Genomic DNA, 17,395 nt, shown 5'->3' on the forward strand with positions numbered 1-17,395 from the left:
TCTTAAAAGTCTCCGGTAAAATAATCTTTAAAACAGTTCGGATATCCGAACCAACGAATCTTAAGTAATGCAATCCTAATGTTACAACATAGAAATTTTTCATCCATAAAAAAGTCTCAACGCATAATAGACAAAAAACTTCTAAAGACAACTTAATATGAGTTACAGATAATTTAGATGACTATTATCAGCTAGGAAGCATAAATATTCTTTTATGTTGATATCATGCGTTTGGCAAGTAACAATGTAAATCATGTATAATTATAATATCTTTATGACCTTAATTTCGTTTTGAGGTGTTTATTTAGCTTTTATTGAAAAATAGATAATAAATTGGTGTATCGTTTTATGTAACCAAGATAAATTATTACAAAGGTAATGTAGAGTATTTTGCTTATGATAAGAGTTTTTTTTACCAAAAAGCTGAAAACAGCTTATGGGGATGTTATTGTGCTCGTCACATACTTTTTATTATCTTTTTTGCTACTCCAAACTAGTGTTCAAGCCGCAGATCCTCTGAGACTTATTAATTTTCGAACCATTGGTGATAGTATTCATACGCGTATTATTGCGGTTTTTAATTCAAAACCAAATGTTCGTTTACAGATTTTTGACAGGCCCGCACGTTTGGTTATCAATTTACCTACAATTGACTTTTCGATGCAAAATACGCCTTTAAAGAAACGGAATACATTATCCGTTATGCTTTCAGATGTGCGTTATGCTTTCTCTGACATACAGACTTCACGCATTATTTTGACAAGTAAAACGGCTTTTGTGGTTGAAAAAAATGTCGTAAAAAAATTAAATAATGGTTTATGGCAGTTGCTGATTGATATTCGTAAAAGTACACAAGAAAAATTTGATGAGATATTAAAAAAACAGCAAAGAAGCAATTTTGATACAAAAACACAGTTAATGCCAGCATATAATTTCCGTGTTGTTCTTGATCCTGGTCATGGTGGTATTGATGGCGGTGCACGGGGTGTTACTGGAATTTTAGAAAAAGATGTGACTTTAGACTTTGCGCGTGCATTGCGAGACGAATTACAAAAGGATTCTCATATTACCGTTGCTTTAACACGAGATTCCAATATTTTTTTAAGACTAAGTGAAAGAGTTAAAAAAGCGCAAGAGTTTGATGCTGATCTTTTTATATCTATTCACGCAGATACAATTGATCTACATTCTCTTCGCGGTGCCACAGTGTATACCATATCAGATAAAGCCTCTGATGCCATTGCAAAATCTTTAGCTGAAAATGAAAATAAAGTTGATTTGCTTGATGGTTTGCCTGCAGATGAAACGCTCGAAGTTACAGATATTTTGATGGATCTTACACGACGTGAAACACATACATTTTCGGTTAATTTTGCAAATAGTGTTATTTCAAGTTTATCAAAGAATCATATTAACTTGATTAATAACCCACATCGGTATGCTAATTTTCAAGTTTTAAGAGCTTCAGATATACCCTCAGTCTTGATAGAGATAGGTTATTTATCCAATAAAGAGGATGAAAAGTTATTAAATGATCCTCATTGGAGAAAACAAATGGCAGCCTCTATTGCTCATTCTATTCGTCAATTTGCTGATTATAGGCAGAAAATGATACAGCCTCTTTAAATTTATGAGAAAATAGAGTATCAATATGGGCTTCTAGTGTACCCTGGTATAAATAAAAGATAGAAAACAATTTCTCTTGATCTCAATCTTGTGGTGATATCCACTTGGTGTGTTTGAAGTAACGTATTTTTTCTTTAATTAATTCTTAAGAAAGCGATAGCCGTTTTTATGATGATTTTTTTAAGATATCTTCTTCGTTTTTTTATTGCTATTGGACTTTATGGTGCAATAACGTGGGGTGTTATGACCAGTGGTCAAGCAAATGCACTCCCTGATTATGGAGTTCTTTCACTTTATGAGCCGCCGGTAATGACCCGTGTCCATGCTTCTGATGGCCGTCTTATGGCAGAGTTTGCAACAAAACATCGCCTCTATTTACCGATTCAATCAATACCAAAGCTTGTTATAAATGCTTTCATTTCAGCTGAAGACAAAAACTTTTATCATCATTTTGGTTTAGATCCTGAAGGACTTTCTCGAGCTTTGATCAATAATATTCGTAATATTGGTTCTGGAAGACGTCCAGAGGGGGCATCAACTATAACGCAACAAGTCGCTAAAAACTTCCTTTTAAGTTCAGAAACAACGTTAGAACGTAAATTTAAGGAAGCTATTTTAGCAATGCGTATTGAGAAAACTTATTCAAAAGATCATATTCTCGAACTTTATCTCAATGAAATTTATCTGGGTCGTGGCACTTATGGCATAGCTGCTGCTTCATTGACCTATTTCAATAAATCCGTCAATGACCTGACGCTAGAACAATGTGCTTATTTGGCTGCTCTTCCAAAAGGACCAGCAAATTATGATCCATTTAAGAATACACAACGTGCTATTGATCGGCGTAATTGGGTTATAGACCGGATGATTGCAAATGGATATGTAACGCGTGAACAAGGTGAAAAAGCGAAAGCTAAACCTTTAGGAGCGACAATACGTGGGAGTGATAGCTATGTTTTTGCGGCTGATTATTTTACTGAAGAAGTACGGCGTCGTTTAATACATCGCTATGGGGCTAAAACACTTTATGAAGGTGGGCTTTCCATTCGTACAACGCTTGATCCGCATTTACAACTTATTGCGCGACGTGCTTTGCACGATGGATTAATTAGATTTGATCATGCGCAAGGATGGCGTGGAGCTTATGCGCATATTGATGAGAAAGGTGATTGGGGGACAGAACTTGCAGATATCACAGGGCTAAGTGATGTTCCTGAATGGCGTTTAGCTGTTGTTCTTTCTACTAATCCCAACAAAGTAGAGATTGGTTTACAGCCACAGCGCGAAGCTTCAGGTATATTATCAAAAAAACGGGAAATTGCTGTTTTATCTGAAGCTGATTCAAAATGGGCACTCCATGTTGTAAAAGAGAATGGTTATCGAAAAACTGTTCAGAGCTTATCTCATGTTCTGCAAGTTGGGGATGTCATTTTTGTTGAAAAACTATCCAATACAAACAACACTTATCGTTTACAACAAATTCCAAAGGTTGAAGGTGCAATTGTTGCTATGGAACCTCATACAGGGCGCGTTCTTGCTATGGTGGGAGGATTTTCTTTTGCAGCATCTGAATTCAATCGTGCAACCCAAGCTTATCGCCAACCGGGGTCTGCTTTTAAGCCTTTTGTTTATGCAGCAGCTCTTGATAACGGATATACACCAGCATCCGTTGTTTTAGATGGCCCCATTGAAGTTCGTCAATATAATGGTGAAGTTTGGCAACCCAAAAATTATGGGGGTACCTTTGCAGGACCTTCAACGTTGCGTTATGGTATTGAGCGTTCTCGTAATCTTATGACAATACGGCTTGCCAATGATATGGGAATGCCTCTTGTCGCTGAATATGCAGAACGCTTTGGGATCGTAGATAAATTGCAGCCTTATCTTCCCATGGCTTTAGGGGCTGGCGAAACAACAGTATTACGAATGGTTACAGCTTATTCCGTTATTGCCAATGGCGGACGCTCTATTAAACCTTCTCTGATAGACAGAATTCAAGATCGTTATGGGAAGACAATTTATCGTCATGATGATCGTATTTGCGAAAATTGTAATACGAATTCATGGAATAATCAAAGTGAACCCACATTGATTGATGAGCGAGATCAAGTTCTTGACCCTATGACGGCTTATCAAATTACATCGATGATGGAAGGGGTTGTTCAGCGTGGTACTGCGGCACGTTTACGTTATCTTAATCGACATATTGCTGCTAAAACAGGAACAACCAATGACTCTAAGGATGTCTGGTTTATGGGATTTACTCCTGACATTGTCGTTGGTATTTTTGTCGGTTATGATCAACCAGCTCCGTTAGGATATAATGGAACAGGAAGTTCATTAGCTGCACCTATTTTTGGTGATTTTATGGCAGATGCTCTTAAAGGGAAGCCAGATGTTCCCTTTAAGATGCCAAAAGGTATGATTTTAATGCCAATTAATCGGAAAACAGGAATGCTTGCCGAAAGAGGAGATCAAGATGTCATTATAGAAGCATTTAAACCAGGGACTGGGCCTGCTGATATATATCAAGTTATTGGGAGTACAAATTCTTTTCAAGAAGGTGTTCCTGCAGTAACGACTTCTCCACAAGTCAACAAAGCACTTGAAAGTGGGACAGGTGGGCTGTATTAATCGACAAAATCTCCTTTTGCCATGAGTCATGGTTTTTATCTCTTTTTTACAATGTCGGTTCTATAAATAGAGTGATAGAACTGTACCATTTTCTGATAGCAGCTATTAAATTTGTATAAAATGCTAAGAGATACAAACAAAAAGAGTTTTTAAAAATACGGTGTTAAATTATGCGAGCAGAAATAGAAACATTAGTTGATGAAATCCAGAAAGCAATACAATTGCTAAGGGGGCATCTTTGACTGGGATCAATCACTAAAGCGTCTTGAATATCTTAATCAAAAAGCGGAAGATCCATCATTATGGGATGATGCACAACGAGCACAGGATATGATGCGTGAGCGTCAACGTCTTGATAATTCAATCAATGGTCTTTTATCATTTACAAAAACACTTGAAGAATGCATTGAGCTTATTGCGATGGGCGAAGAAGAAAGTGATGTGGAAATTATCGCTGATGCAGAAAGATCAATACGTAATCTTAAAAATGAGATAGATAAAAGGCAAATTGACGTACTTCTTTCAGGAGAGGCAGATCCGAATGATACCTATTTAGAAGTTCATGCTGGAGCAGGGGGAACAGAAAGCCAAGATTGGGCTTCTATGCTCTTACGTATGTATATGCGATGGGCTGAACAGCATGAAATGAAGGTTGAGATTTTAGAAATTCATGATGGAGAAGAGGCAGGAATAAAGTCAGCGACTATTCTTGTAAAAGGGCATAATGCTTATGGAATGTTAAAAACAGAATCAGGTGTTCATCGCTTAGTGCGGATTTCTCCATTTGATTCGAATGCAAAGCGCCATACCTCTTTTGCGAGCATTTGGGTTTATCCAGTTATTGATGACAATATTGAAGTTGATGTTTCAGAGGCAGATGTGCGTATTGATACATATCGTGCATCTGGAGCAGGAGGACAACATGTTAACACGACAGATTCTGCTGTTCGCATCACACATATAAAAACGGGTATTGTTGTTCAATGTCAAACAGAGCGTTCTCAACATAAAAATCGCGCTACGGCTTGGTCGATGTTGCGTGCACGGCTTTATGAAGAAGAGCTTAAAAAAAGAGAAGAAGAAACCAATGCTGCTGAATCTTCTAAAACAGAAATTGGATGGGGGCATCAAATTAGATCTTATGTTCTTCAACCCTATCAGCTTGTCAAAGATTTGCGTACAGGAATTGAAAATACGGATCCACAATCCGTACTTAATGGTAATTTAGATGCATTTATAGAGGCAGCACTCGCACGGCGTATTTATGGACAAGACAAAGAAATTGAGGATATTCGTTAATTATATATCCTTCCTTCAAGCCATGTAGATTTTTTCTTAAGCTGTTCGTTTCATGGATGCTGTGATGTTATATAGCCTTTGATACTTTAAAGGTTTAAAGGGGGATTTTCTTGTTCCTTTCTTCAACTTTTTCTCACACGCTAATTCTGCTTATGATATTGCAAGTGATAGGAAGAATCTGAAATCAGAAAATTTTGCGATATTCGGGGGACTAATATAAATGTAAAACAATTCATTATCCTTATAAATCAATATATTGTAAAAATTGAATCCGTTGAAAAACTAAAATCAATTAGGGAGAATAACTTTTGCTTTTGAAGGTAAATCAAACACTCAATTTACAAGTTACCATTATGATATAAAAGTGTTGCAGTAGCTAAAACATTTTCAGCATGCCCAGATACGCTTACTTTGCGCCATTCTTCTGCTATTATTCCATTTGCATCAATTAAAAAAGTGCTCCGTTCAACTCCCATATATTTGCGTCCATACATGCTTTTCTCAACCCAAACACCATAAGCTTCGAGGGTCGTTTTTTCTTCATCAGAAACCAAGATGACATCAAGTTCATGTTTTATTTTAAATTTATCATGTTTTTTTACATTATCTGGAGAGATTCCAATAACAGAAACACCGATTTCATCAAATTTCATCTTTAATTTTGTGAAATCAAGTGCTTCACTTGTGCAACCACTGGTGTCATCTTTTGGATAAAAATATAAAACAACAGGCTTTCCTTTAAAGTCAGAAAGACACACTGTCTCTCCTCCATCGCGCGGCAAAGTAAAATCAGGAGCAAGAGCACCTTTCATTGGTCTTGTCATTGTTTTCATCTTTCTTTTTTGTGTAACAGGTATAAAATATCAGAGTACACAGAAGAAAAGAACTATTCAACTCTCTAGAATTTTATCGTTTTGAAGAGACTTTTATTTCCCTAACAAAATTTGCCCTATCACAACGATTGAATTGAAAGAACAAGCTCGACGTGAACAACATAAACAAAACAGCAAAAGATTATACTGGTTTCATCACAACATGTTTTTTCTTACCAAAAGAAAGTTTAATGGTTCCTTCTGCACTGACATCCCCTTCAATAATAAGATGTGTTTCATCCTCAATAATTTGATCATTTACACGGACACCTCCACCTTGAACGTGTCGGCGTGCCTCACTATTAGATCTAGCGAGTCCTGCTTGTACTAAAAGAGTGAGCAATCCAACACCTTTTTTTAATTCTGAGGCATTAATTTCAACAGTTGGAAGATTTTCTCCCAGAGTTTTTTCTTCAAACGTCTTGCGAGCCGTTTCTGCTGCTGCATCAGCAAGAACACGTCCATGCAACATTGCTGTAATTTCTGTTGCAAGAATTTTTTTTGCTTCGTTAATTTCAGTTCCTTGTAATAGAGAAAGTTTAAGAATCTCATCCATCGGCAATGGAGTATAGAGCTTTAGAAATCGTGTTACATCAGCATCTTCTGTATTGCGCCAGTATTGCCAAAATTGATAAGGTGAAAGTTTATCCGCATTTAGCCATACAGCCCCATTCAATGATTTACCCATTTTGGCACCGGAAGAGGTTGTCAGCAATGGTGATGTTAACGCATATAATTGCGGTGTTCCTAAACGATGTCCTAATTCGATTCCGTTAATAATGTTGCCCCACTGATCAGAGCCCCCCATTTGCATACGCAACCCATAACGTTTATAAAGTTCAACAAAGTCATAAGCTTGCAGAATCATATAATTAAACTCTAAGAATGACAAAGAGTGCTCACGCTCAAGTCTGAGTCTGACAGAATCAAATGACAACATACGGTTGACAGAAAAATGCTTTCCTACATCACGCAAAAATTCTAAGTAGTTTAAATTGCATAACCATTCAGCATTATTCACAATACAAGCATCGGTTTCTCGGTCACCGAATGTCAAATAGTTAGCAAATACCTTTTTAATCCCATCAATATTTGCAGCAATATCATCTTGTGTCAGAAGGCGTCGTGCTTCGTCTTTGAAAGAAGGATCACCAATCAATCCGGTTCCTCCACCCATTAAAGCAATGGGGCGATGACCCGTTTTTTGTAACCAATAAAGCATCATAATCTGAAGAAGACTTCCAGCATGTAAACTCGATGCTGTTGGATCAAATCCAGTATAAGCGCTTACAGTTTCTTTTGAAAAAAGATCATCTAAGCCTTTTTCATCTGAAATTTGGTGGATAAAACCACGTTCGCTCATAATGTGTAAAAAATCAGATTTAAAGGCAAACACAGATTTAATTTCCTAATTTAAGAGTGCATTATTTTATATAATAGGCGATTATATAACGAATTATTAATGCGTTATCTATCATAACTGACGCACACCTCACAAGAGAAAGAGACATATTGGTAGTATAAAGATAATAATACAGGTATTATTATCTTTATACGCTAAAAAAGAGACTTCTTAGTAAGAGAAAAAAGGTATTCTGTTATTCTCATTTCTATCCTGAAATAAAATTTAGAAAAGTTTTAAATGCAGACTAAAAAAATTACTTTGTTATGATCAGAGACGATTTTTGCTAATTTTTTATAAATCTATCGTATGTTCCTAAGTTAGTGAAAGTATTTCAGGAGGAGGAGCGAGAAGTTCATTGGAGATATGGTTATCCAAATAGTGGGCACATCGTTCAATAAGTTCTTCATGACATCCACTGAAAAAGTGATTAGCTTCTTCCAATATTTCTTGTGTAATGATGATACCTTTTTGTGTTTTTAATTTATCGACAAGTATTTGAACATCTTTTGGAGGGGCAACTTTATCGATACCGCCATGAATGATAAGTCCAGAAGAGGGACAAGGTGCAAGAAATGAAAAGTCATAAACATTAGGCTGAGGGGCAACTGAGATAAATCCCTCAATTTCCGGTCGGCGCATTAAAAGCTGCATACCAATCCATGCTCCAAATGAGTATCCTGCTACCCAACAATTTTTAGAGTCTGGATGTTGTGTTTGAACCCAATCGAGAGCAGCAGCAGCATCTGAAAGTTCTCCTATTCCATAATCAAATTCACCCTGACTACGACCAATACCACGAAAGTTAAAACGTAAAGTTGTAAAGCCACGTTGTTGGAACATATAAAAAAGGTCATAGACAATTTTATGATTCATAGTTCCACCAAATTGGGGATGAGGATGCAAGATGATCGCAATGGGTGCATTTTTTTGTTGTGAAGGTTGATAACGCCCTTCGAGCCGACCCGCAGGACCGTTAAAAATAATTTCTGGCATAAAATGCTCCTTAATGCAATAAAAGGCTCTCTTTGACCCTGGTCGACTTTTACCATAGAATCTCTTAAATAATTATTAGATATTCTTTTTTTAGTGCACTTTTCAAGAAAATTGCGCTATTTTTTTAATCAATTCATAAGATTAATGATTGCGATGTAAAATGGTTATAAAACGCCGATATTTTGATCATAACGCAACAACACCACTCAAAAAAGTGGCAAGGATAGCGTTACTGGAATCTTTAGAGATATTTGGTAATCCATCATCGGTTCATAAGGAAGGGCGTGCCGCTAAAACTTTGTTGCAAAAGGCCCGTCGGCAAATCGCTGAAAATCTTAAAACAGATCCAGATCACGTGGTATTTACCTCTGGTGCGAGTGAAGCCGCAATGACTTTGTTAACACCTTTTTACAATATGGGGAAAGCAAAAGTTAAATTTTCTCATCTTTACCTTGGAGCGACTGAACATCCCTCTGTTGCAGAGGGAGGACGTTTTTCTAAAGAATTGATAAGCGTCATTGATGTTGATCAAGATGGGCTCATACAACAAGATAAATTAACATCACTCTTAACGGTTCACGATAAAACAAAAGGTTTACCTCTTGTTGCTATTCAAGCTGCAAATAGTGAAACGGGTGTTATTCAACCGTTAACAGAAATCGCCGCTATTGTTCGGGATTTAGGAGGCACTCTTATAGTTGATTTGACACAATATGTAGATAAAAATTTTGTGGATATTCATCAGCTAGGAGGAGACTTTTTTATACTGTCTGCACATAAAGTTGGCGGTCCTAAAGGAATCGGTGCTTTTGTTTCATGTGGTAATCTTCTCATGCCACACCCTCTTATTATTGGGGGAGGACAAGAAAAAGGTCTCCGTGGAGGAACAGAAGCATTGCCCCTTATTGCTGCTTTTGGGGCAGCAATGACTGATTGCTTCACACAGGAGGAAATAAAACAGTTAATATATTTACGCAATAAATTAGAAGCTGGACTACAAAAAATAAGTAAAAATGTTGAGATTTTTGGCAAAAGAGTTCAACGTTTGCCAAATACAACTTACTTTACCGTGAAAAATATAAAAGCTGAAACGATGCAAATTGCTTTTGATTTAGAAGGGTTTTCTTTATCATCCGGCTCTGCCTGTTCTTCGGGAAAAGTAAAACAAAGCAAAGTGTTGGAGGCAATGGGGTATCATGTTCCAAATGGTGCCATTCGCATTTCGCTAGGACGTGGCACAACTTCTGAAGATATCGATGATTTTCTGTCGTTTTTTTCTCAAATTATAAGCAGGAAAAAAGGGGAAGATTTATCATCAGAAAGTTATAAAAATTAGAATTATTTTAAAAATAAAATAAGTTTGATTGAAATTTTTGCACTTTACCTATAGCCTAGGAGATAACTTGCTTACTTTAATCTTGTAAAAAACAAGACTTTAGTTACCGGTTTTTGACGCCAAAAAATGGAGAAAATTTATGCCGGCAGTACAAGAAACGATACGCCAAGTACGTGAAATAGATGTTGACCAATATAAATATGGTTTTGAAACCAATATTGAAACCGATAAAGCTCCAAAAGGCTTAAATGAGGATATTATCAAATTTATTTCCGCTAAAAAAAATGAGCCTGAATGGATGCTAACATGGCGCTTAAAAGCTTACCGCCGTTGGCTGACAATGCAAGAGCCTCATTGGGCGCGTCTTGAATATCCTAAAATTGATTTTCAGGAGCTTTATTATTATGCTGCTCCAAAAAATCATACAGGACCAAAATCTTTGGATGAAGTGGATCCTGAGTTATTAGCAACGTACGAAAAACTTGGCATTCCCCTTAAAGAACAAGAGATTTTGGCAGGAGTAAGAAAACAGTCTGATCCCTCCACTTTTGATGACAGTATGTCTGTATCGGGGCAGGTGGCTGTTGATGCAGTCTTTGATTCTGTTTCTGTTGTAACAACATTCAAAAAAGAGCTGGCACGTGCTGGTGTGATTTTTTGTTCTATTTCAGAGGCGATTATTGAACATTCTGAGCTTATTAAAGAATATTTAGGAACAGTTGTACCTATAAGTGATAATTATTATGCGGCCTTAAATGCAGCTGTCTTTACAGATGGTTCATTTGTTTATATTCCTAAAGGGGTTCGTTGTCCTATGGAGCTTTCAACTTATTTTAGGATTAATGAACGCAACACTGGCCAATTTGAACGAACATTGATTATCGCCGCTGAAGATTCCTATGTTTCTTATCTTGAAGGGTGTACAGCACCCCAACGTGATGAAAACCAACTTCATGCTGCTGTTGTTGAGCTTATTGCCCTTGAAAATGCAGAGATTAAATATTCTACAGTACAAAACTGGTATCCTGGCGATAAAGATGGAAAGGGCGGTATTTATAATTTTGTGACGAAGCGTGGAGATTGTCGAGGTGATAGCTCTAAAATTTCATGGACACAAGTTGAGACTGGTTCTGCGATTACTTGGAAATATCCATCCTGCTTACTCCGTGGTAATAATGCGCGTGGAGAATTTTATTCTATTGCCGTTGCAAACGGTTATCAACAAATTGATTCCGGTACAAAAATGATTCATTTGGGAAAAAATACTTCCAGTCGCATTATTTCCAAAGGTATTTCTGCAGGTTTTTCAAATAACACGTATCGAGGACAAGTCACAGCGCATCGAAAAGCACAAAATGCGCGTAACTTTACGCAATGTGATAGTTTGTTAATCGGGAATGATTGTGGTGCGCATACAGTTCCTTATATTGAAGCAAAAAATGCAACAGCTCAGTTTGAACATGAAGCCACAACATCAAAAATTTCTGATGACCAACTTTTTTATGTTATGCAAAGAGGAATTCCCGAAGAAGAAGCTATCGCATTAATTGTAAATGGTTTTGTAAAAGAGGTCATTCAAAAACTTCCCATGGAATTTGCTGTCGAAGCACAAAAGCTTATTAGTATTAGCCTTGAAGGTAGTGTTGGATAATTTTATTTAATTAAATAAATAGAAGACTTTATGTAAAAAGGCTGTAACGGTAGCACATAATGCTAAAAATGACCTCTATGGTAATTACAAAAGTAGATGGATGCTAAGGTAAAATAATACGCATTGATATCTGAAAAACAGCCAAAACAGGATTAAATTATGTTAGAGATCAAAAATTTGCACGCCCGTATTGCTGAAACCGATACAGAAATTATTCGTGGTTTAAACTTGACAGTTCAAGATGGAGAAGTTGCCGCTATCATGGGACAAAATGGAGCCGGAAAATCAACTTTATCTTATTTGCTTGCTGGTCGTGATGATTATGAAATAACAGAAGGAGATATTCTCTATAATGGACAATCACTTTTAGAAATGGATCCAGCAGAACGTGCTGCATATGGTGTTTTTCTTGCATTTCAATATCCAATGGAAATACCAGGGGTAGCAACAATGGAATTTTTAAAAGTTGCGATGAATTCTCAACGCAAAGCGCGAGGTGACGAAGAACTTAAAATTCCTGAATTTATAAAATGTGTTAAAGAAGTTTCAGTCAAACTTGAAATAGATATGGATATGCTAAAGCGTCCATTAAATGTAGGTTTTTCAGGTGGAGAAAAAAAACGCGCTGAAATTTTACAAATGGCACTTCTTGAACCTACACTTTGCATTTTAGATGAAACGGATTCTGGCTTAGATATTGATGCACTAAAAATTGTTGCAGATGGTGTTAATAAACTTCGGGATTCAAAACGTTCATTTTTGGTGATTACCCATTATCAACGGCTGCTTAATTATATTATTCCTGATACGGTACATGTTCTTTATAAAGGACAAATTATCAAAAGCGGTGATAAATCCTTAGCGCTTTATTTAGAGCAAAATGGGTATGCTGATCTTATTAGGGAAGCGGTTTGAGGTTATTAAATATGAATGCACAGCAAAACTTGTTAGCGGTTGAAGAAAATATACTCAGTAATTTCAATCAGTATGTAAACCACTTACCTGGTGATAAAGCTGTACAGGAAATCCGCAAGAAAACTATTGAGCAGTTTCAAACGACACGGCTTCCTTCCCGTAAAATCGAAAGTTGGCATTATACCAATCTGCGTACCTTACTGAAGTCTATTAGCAATTTTTCAAAAGTTCAAGACAATCAATTGGTTGATGCATTGCTTTCAGAAAGTGCTGTTTTCTCCATAAACAATGGAAAAACATCGATAGAGTCAAAGGTAGACAACATTGCAGTAAAACGCCTTTCAGACGCATTAGAAGATAATTCTGTACAGATAAATCAAAACATTTCTGATGAAGATTTTATTGGACAGTTAAATACAGCTTTTGTTACAGATGGTTGGCTTTTTCACATCCCTGAAAATACAAAGTTAAATATCCCCATTGAATTACAAAATATACAAATGGGGGGACAATCTCATATTTTTTCGGATATAAAAGTTGATAAAAATAGTCAAGTTATGTTTATTGAACATCAGGTTGGCAATGATAAAGATACCTTTGTCAGTTCAATATTTTCATTAAATGTTGCTGCTGATAGTGATGTTACGTGGATTCTCATTCGCAATCGTGATTTTAATTCTACACAATTTGGTCGATTTTGTGCTGTCCTTGATCAAAGAGCGAAGTTATCACTTTATGTCATTAATATAGGGAGTCAATTAAATCGCCAAGAAATCGATATTGAATTACAGGGAGAAGAATCTGATTTTCAATTACGCGTCATAAATTTATTATCAGGACAAACACATAGTGATCTTACAATGACTGTTCGTCACGTGGAAGAAAAATCAACATCAACCGAAATTATACGCAATGTGGTTACAGATAAAGCTGTTGGTGTTTTCCAAGGAATAATACGTGTTTCTCAAAAAGCGCAAAAAACAGATGCACGCATGGCTTGTAATAGCCTTATTCTTTCAGATGATGCAGAATTTAATGCAAAGCCTGAACTGGAGATTTTTGCTGATGATGTTGCATGTGGTCATGGTGCAACAGTTGCTAATATTAATCATGATTATCTTTTTTATCTTATGACACGTGGTATCCCATTTAAAACGGCGCGTGCACTTTTGATTAAAGGATTTATCTCTGAGCTCATTGATGACATCAAGCAAGATAATATTCAAATCGTTTTGGATAATATCATTAGTAAATGGCTTGAAAAAAATGTTTAAGGTAGAAAAAATGGAAAATAACGTACAAACATTTACTTATAATGTCGAAGAAATTCGGCGTGATTTTCCTATTTTGCACCATCAAGTTTATGGAAAGCGATTAGCATATCTTGATAGTAGTGCTTCTGCCCAAAAACCAATGTCAGTACTCAATGCAATGAATAATTATTATCACTATAGTTATGCTAATGTGCATAGGGGAATGTATTTTTTAGCCAATATAGCAACACAATCCTATGAAAATTCTCGTGAAACCGTTCGTGTTTTTCTAAATGCTCAAAAAGCTGAAGAAATTGTTTTTACGAAAAATGCAACAGAAGCTATTAATACTGTTGCTTATGGTTGGGCGATGCCAAAACTCAAAGAAGGTGATGAGATTGTTCTAACGATCATGGAACATCATTCAAATATTATTCCTTGGCATTTTCTCCGTGAACAAAAAGGTGTAAAACTTATTTTTGTTCCTGTCGATGAAAATGGTGTTCTGCACATTGAAGATTTCCAAAAGGCTTTAAGCGAAAAAACGCGGCTTGTTGCTATAACGCATATGTCCAATATATTAGGAACGGTGCCTCCTGTTAAAGAGATTATTAAACTAGCACATCAAAATTCTATTCCGGTTCTTGTTGATGGTTCTCAAGGAGCAGTACATTTAACCGTTGATGTGCAAGATCTCGATTGTGATTGGTATGTCTTTACAGGTCATAAGCTTTATGGACCCACTGGTATTGGTGTTTTGTATGGTAAAGAAGATAGATTAGAAGAAATGCGTCCTTTTCAAGGGGGAGGGGAAATGATCGAGGAGGTAACAACCGATAAGGTTTTTTATAATGCTCCTCCTTACCGTTTTGAAGCAGGCACTCCTCCTATCGTTGAAGCTATTGGATTAACTGCGGCTATTGATTATATACAAGAGAAAGGTCGTAGCACGATTCATGCCCATGAGAGGTCCCTTTTAGCTTATGCGCAGGAAAAACTTAAAATGGTTGAGTCATTGCGTATTTATGGTCATTCTCCCAATAAAGGAGCTATTATATCATTTACAATTGAAGGGATTCACGCCCATGATATCGCTATGTTTATTGATAGAAAAGGGGTTGCGATACGTGCGGGAACTCATTGTGCACAGCCTTTATTACAGCGCTTTGGTCTAACATCTATTTGCCGCGCATCGTTAGCCATGTATAACACTCAAGAGGATATAGATCAATTAGTAGAAGCATTGCAAGAAACAAGGACATTTTTTAATGGCTGAATCAATTGAAGAGCGTCATTCTACAGAATCCGTTGAAACTGTAAGCGAAAATAAAAAATCTTACATATCAGCAATTCCAGCAGACGAAATTGATCGTATGACAAATGATATTATTGCTGCTCTCAAAACAGTTTATGACCCAGAGATTCCTGCTGATATTTATGAGCTAGGACTGATTTATCGTATTGATATTGAAGATGATCGTTCAGTAAAAATTGAAATGACTCTTACAGCACCGGGATGCCCTGTTGCTGGTGAAATGCCGGGGTGGGTAGAAAATGCAGTCAATGCAGTTGAAGGGGTTTCGTATGTTGAAGTCACTATGACTTTTGATCCACCATGGACACCTGATTGTATGTCAGAAGAAGCTCAAATTGCTGTCGGATGGTACTAAAAGTATTGTTAAGAGACTCTAATTTAGCCATTCATGAATAAGCTGTTTACTTTTCACAAGCATTTGAATTTAAGGACGATCGCATGAGTTATAATAAACAAAAACTAGAACTCACTTGGATTGGAAAAGAAAAACGCCCAAAACTAGAGCCTCGTATCTTATTAGAAGATCTTGAAAAATCTTATCACGCTTCGCATCGAATATCATCCCAAGATATTTTTGATAATAAACTTATTTTTGGTGACAATTTGCTCGCACTCAAAGCGCTTGAACAAGAATATATGGGGAAGGTAAAATGTATCTATATCGATCCGCCTTATAATACAGGCAATGCCTTTGAACATTATGAAGATGGTTTAGAGCATTCCATATGGCTCAGCCTTATGAGAGACAGACTAGAATTGTTACATCATTTACTGGCGGATGATGGAAGTATCTGGATATCAATTGATGATGATGAACAAGCCTATCTTAAAGTGATGATGGATGAAATTTTTGGTCGCCAAAATTTCATCAACAATATTATTTGGCAAAAGAAATATGCTCCACAAAATGATACAAAATGGCTTTCTGATAATCATGATTTTATAATGGTTTATGCTAAAGATAAAACGATTTGGCGCCCACAATTGCTTCCTCGTTCAAGCGATATGGATGCGCGCTATAAAAATCCTGATAATGATCCTCGCGGTCCTTGGAAATCAGATAATCTTTCAGTTAAGACTATGAATTTAAAAGATGTTTATGAAATTGTTACGCCTTCTGGGCGCAGTGTGATGCCTCCTGCTGGAACGAGTTGGCGCGTTAGTAAACAAAAATTTGCTAAGCTATTAGAAGATAATCGTGTTTGGTTTGGTCCAACAGGAAGTAATGTTCCTTCTATGAAACGTTTTTTATCAGAGGTAAAAAATGGTATGGTTTCAATGACCATTTGGCCTTATCAGGAAGTTGGCCATAATCAAGATGCAAAAAAAGAAGCCAAAGTCTTCAATTCTGATAGTGTCTTTACAACTCCTAAACCGGAACGTTTAATGGAACGCATTATTCAACTTGCCACTAATCCCGGTGATCTTGTACTGGATTCTTTTGCTGGTTCTGGCACAACCGGTGCTGTTGCCCATAAAATGGGAAGGAAGTGGATTATGATTGAACTTGGTGAGCATTGTCACACCCACATTATCCCTCGTTTAAAACAAGTCATTGATGGAACTGATCAAGGGGGAATTTCCAAAAGTGTCAATTGGCAAGGTGGCGGTGGATTCCGTTATTATCGCCTTGCACCTTCTCTGTTGCAAAAAGATCCATGGGGACAATGGATTATTAGTCGCGAATATAATGCTGCGATGCTTTCAGAAGCAATGTGCAAACATATGGGATTTACCTATGCACCTAATGAAAATCATTATTGGATGCAAGGGTATTCAACCGAAACAGATTATATTTATGTCACAACAAGCGCTATGACCCATGAACAACTCCGTATAATGAGTGAAGAGGTAGGCTCTCATCGCACGTTGCTGATTTGTGGTACAGCCTTTGATACAAAATCAGCATCCTTTGAAAATCTGACACTCACTAAAATCCCCCGTGCAATATTAGAAAAATGCGAATGGGGAAGGGACGATTACAGTTTAAATGTAGCTAATCTTGAACCAGTAATTGTGGTAAAAGAAAACAGCAAAAATAAAGATATTGCGCAAGCAGAATTAGATCTATTTGAATAATATATAAAAAGCGGAGT

13 protein-coding genes are annotated in these 17,395 nt (G+C 36.7%); 10 read left to right on the top strand and 3 right to left on the bottom strand.

All coding sequences use genetic code 11. The annotated features are described in order from the left end of the window. Positions 1 to 396: 396 nt before the first annotated feature. The 3 genes from ACFINR_RS03930 to prfB all read left to right on the top strand — a co-directional run bounded on the left by ACFINR_RS03930 (position 397) and on the right by prfB (position 5,559). A complete protein-coding gene (locus tag ACFINR_RS03930; protein ID WP_375628086.1) occupies positions 397 to 1,626 on the top strand; it encodes an N-acetylmuramoyl-L-alanine amidase in 1,230 nt (409 codons plus the stop codon). A gap of 168 nt (positions 1,627 to 1,794) precedes the next feature. Continuing rightward, entirely contained in the window at positions 1,795 to 4,260 is a 2,466-nt protein-coding gene (locus tag ACFINR_RS03935; protein WP_375652590.1) for a penicillin-binding protein 1A, read from the top strand. A 170-nt stretch (positions 4,261 to 4,430) separates the two neighbouring features. Then, positions 4,431 to 5,559 (top strand): peptide chain release factor 2 gene (gene prfB / locus ACFINR_RS03940; RefSeq protein WP_375652594.1). Its coding sequence is split into 2 segments (ribosomal slippage): positions 4,431 to 4,499 and positions 4,501 to 5,559, totalling 1,128 coding nucleotides; the frame shifts between segments, so codons are not numbered across the junction. Positions 5,560 to 5,897: 338 nt separating this feature from the next. Here prfB and ACFINR_RS03945 read toward each other — a convergent pair. The 3 genes from ACFINR_RS03945 to ACFINR_RS03955 form a co-directional block, all read right to left on the bottom strand. Next, entirely contained in the window at positions 5,898 to 6,383 is a 486-nt protein-coding gene (locus ACFINR_RS03945; protein WP_375628092.1) for a peroxiredoxin, read from the bottom strand. Between the two features lie 190 nt (positions 6,384 to 6,573). After that, a complete protein-coding gene (tyrS, locus tag ACFINR_RS03950) occupies positions 6,574 to 7,827 on the bottom strand; it encodes a tyrosine--tRNA ligase (RefSeq protein ID WP_375613442.1) in 1,254 nt (417 codons plus the stop codon). Positions 7,828 to 8,148: 321 nt separating this feature from the next. Continuing rightward, a complete protein-coding gene (locus ACFINR_RS03955; protein ID WP_375632240.1) occupies positions 8,149 to 8,829 on the bottom strand; it encodes an alpha/beta hydrolase in 681 nt (226 codons plus the stop codon). A gap of 160 nt (positions 8,830 to 8,989) precedes the next feature. Here ACFINR_RS03955 and ACFINR_RS03960 point away from each other — a divergent pair, with 160 nt between their 5' ends. From ACFINR_RS03960 to ACFINR_RS03990, 7 genes are all read left to right on the top strand, one after another. After that, on the top strand, positions 8,990 to 10,165 hold the full coding sequence (locus tag ACFINR_RS03960) for a cysteine desulfurase family protein (protein WP_375629814.1): 1,176 nt from the start codon (positions 8,990 to 8,992) through the stop codon (positions 10,163 to 10,165). A 139-nt stretch (positions 10,166 to 10,304) separates the two neighbouring features. Beyond that, positions 10,305 to 11,816 carry a Fe-S cluster assembly protein SufB gene (gene sufB, locus ACFINR_RS03965; protein WP_375613439.1) on the top strand — a complete coding sequence of 504 codons (1,512 nt, stop codon included), beginning with the start codon at positions 10,305 to 10,307 and terminating at the stop codon, positions 11,814 to 11,816. A gap of 159 nt (positions 11,817 to 11,975) precedes the next feature. Beyond that, positions 11,976 to 12,731 carry a Fe-S cluster assembly ATPase SufC gene (gene sufC, locus ACFINR_RS03970; protein ID WP_375652598.1) on the top strand — a complete coding sequence of 252 codons (756 nt, stop codon included), beginning with the start codon at positions 11,976 to 11,978 and terminating at the stop codon, positions 12,729 to 12,731. A gap of 11 nt (positions 12,732 to 12,742) precedes the next feature. Beyond that, positions 12,743 to 14,005, top strand: coding sequence for a Fe-S cluster assembly protein SufD (gene sufD / locus ACFINR_RS03975; protein WP_375632239.1), 1,263 nt, complete (start codon positions 12,743 to 12,745; stop codon positions 14,003 to 14,005). Between the two features lie 10 nt (positions 14,006 to 14,015). Then, positions 14,016 to 15,260, top strand: coding sequence for a cysteine desulfurase (locus ACFINR_RS03980; protein ID WP_375618154.1), 1,245 nt, complete (start codon positions 14,016 to 14,018; stop codon positions 15,258 to 15,260). Continuing rightward, entirely contained in the window at positions 15,253 to 15,654 is a 402-nt protein-coding gene (locus ACFINR_RS03985) for an SUF system Fe-S cluster assembly protein (RefSeq protein WP_375632238.1), read from the top strand. Before ACFINR_RS03980 ends, ACFINR_RS03985 begins: the two co-directional genes overlap by 8 nt. An 83-nt stretch (positions 15,655 to 15,737) precedes the next feature. Continuing rightward, on the top strand, positions 15,738 to 17,378 hold the full coding sequence (locus ACFINR_RS03990; RefSeq protein WP_375632237.1) for a site-specific DNA-methyltransferase: 1,641 nt from the start codon (positions 15,738 to 15,740) through the stop codon (positions 17,376 to 17,378). Positions 17,379 to 17,395: the final 17 nt, after the last annotated feature.

This window comes from Bartonella sp. AP19HLJMH, from assembly GCF_042196245.1.
In the GTDB taxonomy this organism is placed as follows: Bacteria; Pseudomonadota; Alphaproteobacteria; order Rhizobiales; family Rhizobiaceae; genus Bartonella.

Coding starts and splice junctions, on each gene's coding strand:
- ACFINR_RS03930 (WP_375628086.1), top strand. CDS start 397: ATGATAAGAGTTTTTTTTACCAAAAAGCTGAAAACAGCTTATGGGGAT.
- ACFINR_RS03935 (WP_375652590.1), top strand. CDS start 1,795: ATGATGATTTTTTTAAGATATCTTCTTCGTTTTTTTATTGCTATTGGA.
- ACFINR_RS03945 (WP_375628092.1), bottom strand. CDS start 6,383: ATGACAAGACCAATGAAAGGTGCTCTTGCTCCTGATTTTACTTTGCCG.
- ACFINR_RS03955 (WP_375632240.1), bottom strand. CDS start 8,829: ATGCCAGAAATTATTTTTAACGGTCCTGCGGGTCGGCTCGAAGGGCGT.
- ACFINR_RS03960 (WP_375629814.1), top strand. CDS start 8,990: ATGGTTATAAAACGCCGATATTTTGATCATAACGCAACAACACCACTC.
- sufB (WP_375613439.1), top strand. CDS start 10,305: ATGCCGGCAGTACAAGAAACGATACGCCAAGTACGTGAAATAGATGTT.
- sufC (WP_375652598.1), top strand. CDS start 11,976: ATGTTAGAGATCAAAAATTTGCACGCCCGTATTGCTGAAACCGATACA.
- sufD (WP_375632239.1), top strand. CDS start 12,743: ATGAATGCACAGCAAAACTTGTTAGCGGTTGAAGAAAATATACTCAGT.
- ACFINR_RS03980 (WP_375618154.1), top strand. CDS start 14,016: ATGGAAAATAACGTACAAACATTTACTTATAATGTCGAAGAAATTCGG.
- ACFINR_RS03985 (WP_375632238.1), top strand. CDS start 15,253: ATGGCTGAATCAATTGAAGAGCGTCATTCTACAGAATCCGTTGAAACT.
- ACFINR_RS03990 (WP_375632237.1), top strand. CDS start 15,738: ATGAGTTATAATAAACAAAAACTAGAACTCACTTGGATTGGAAAAGAA.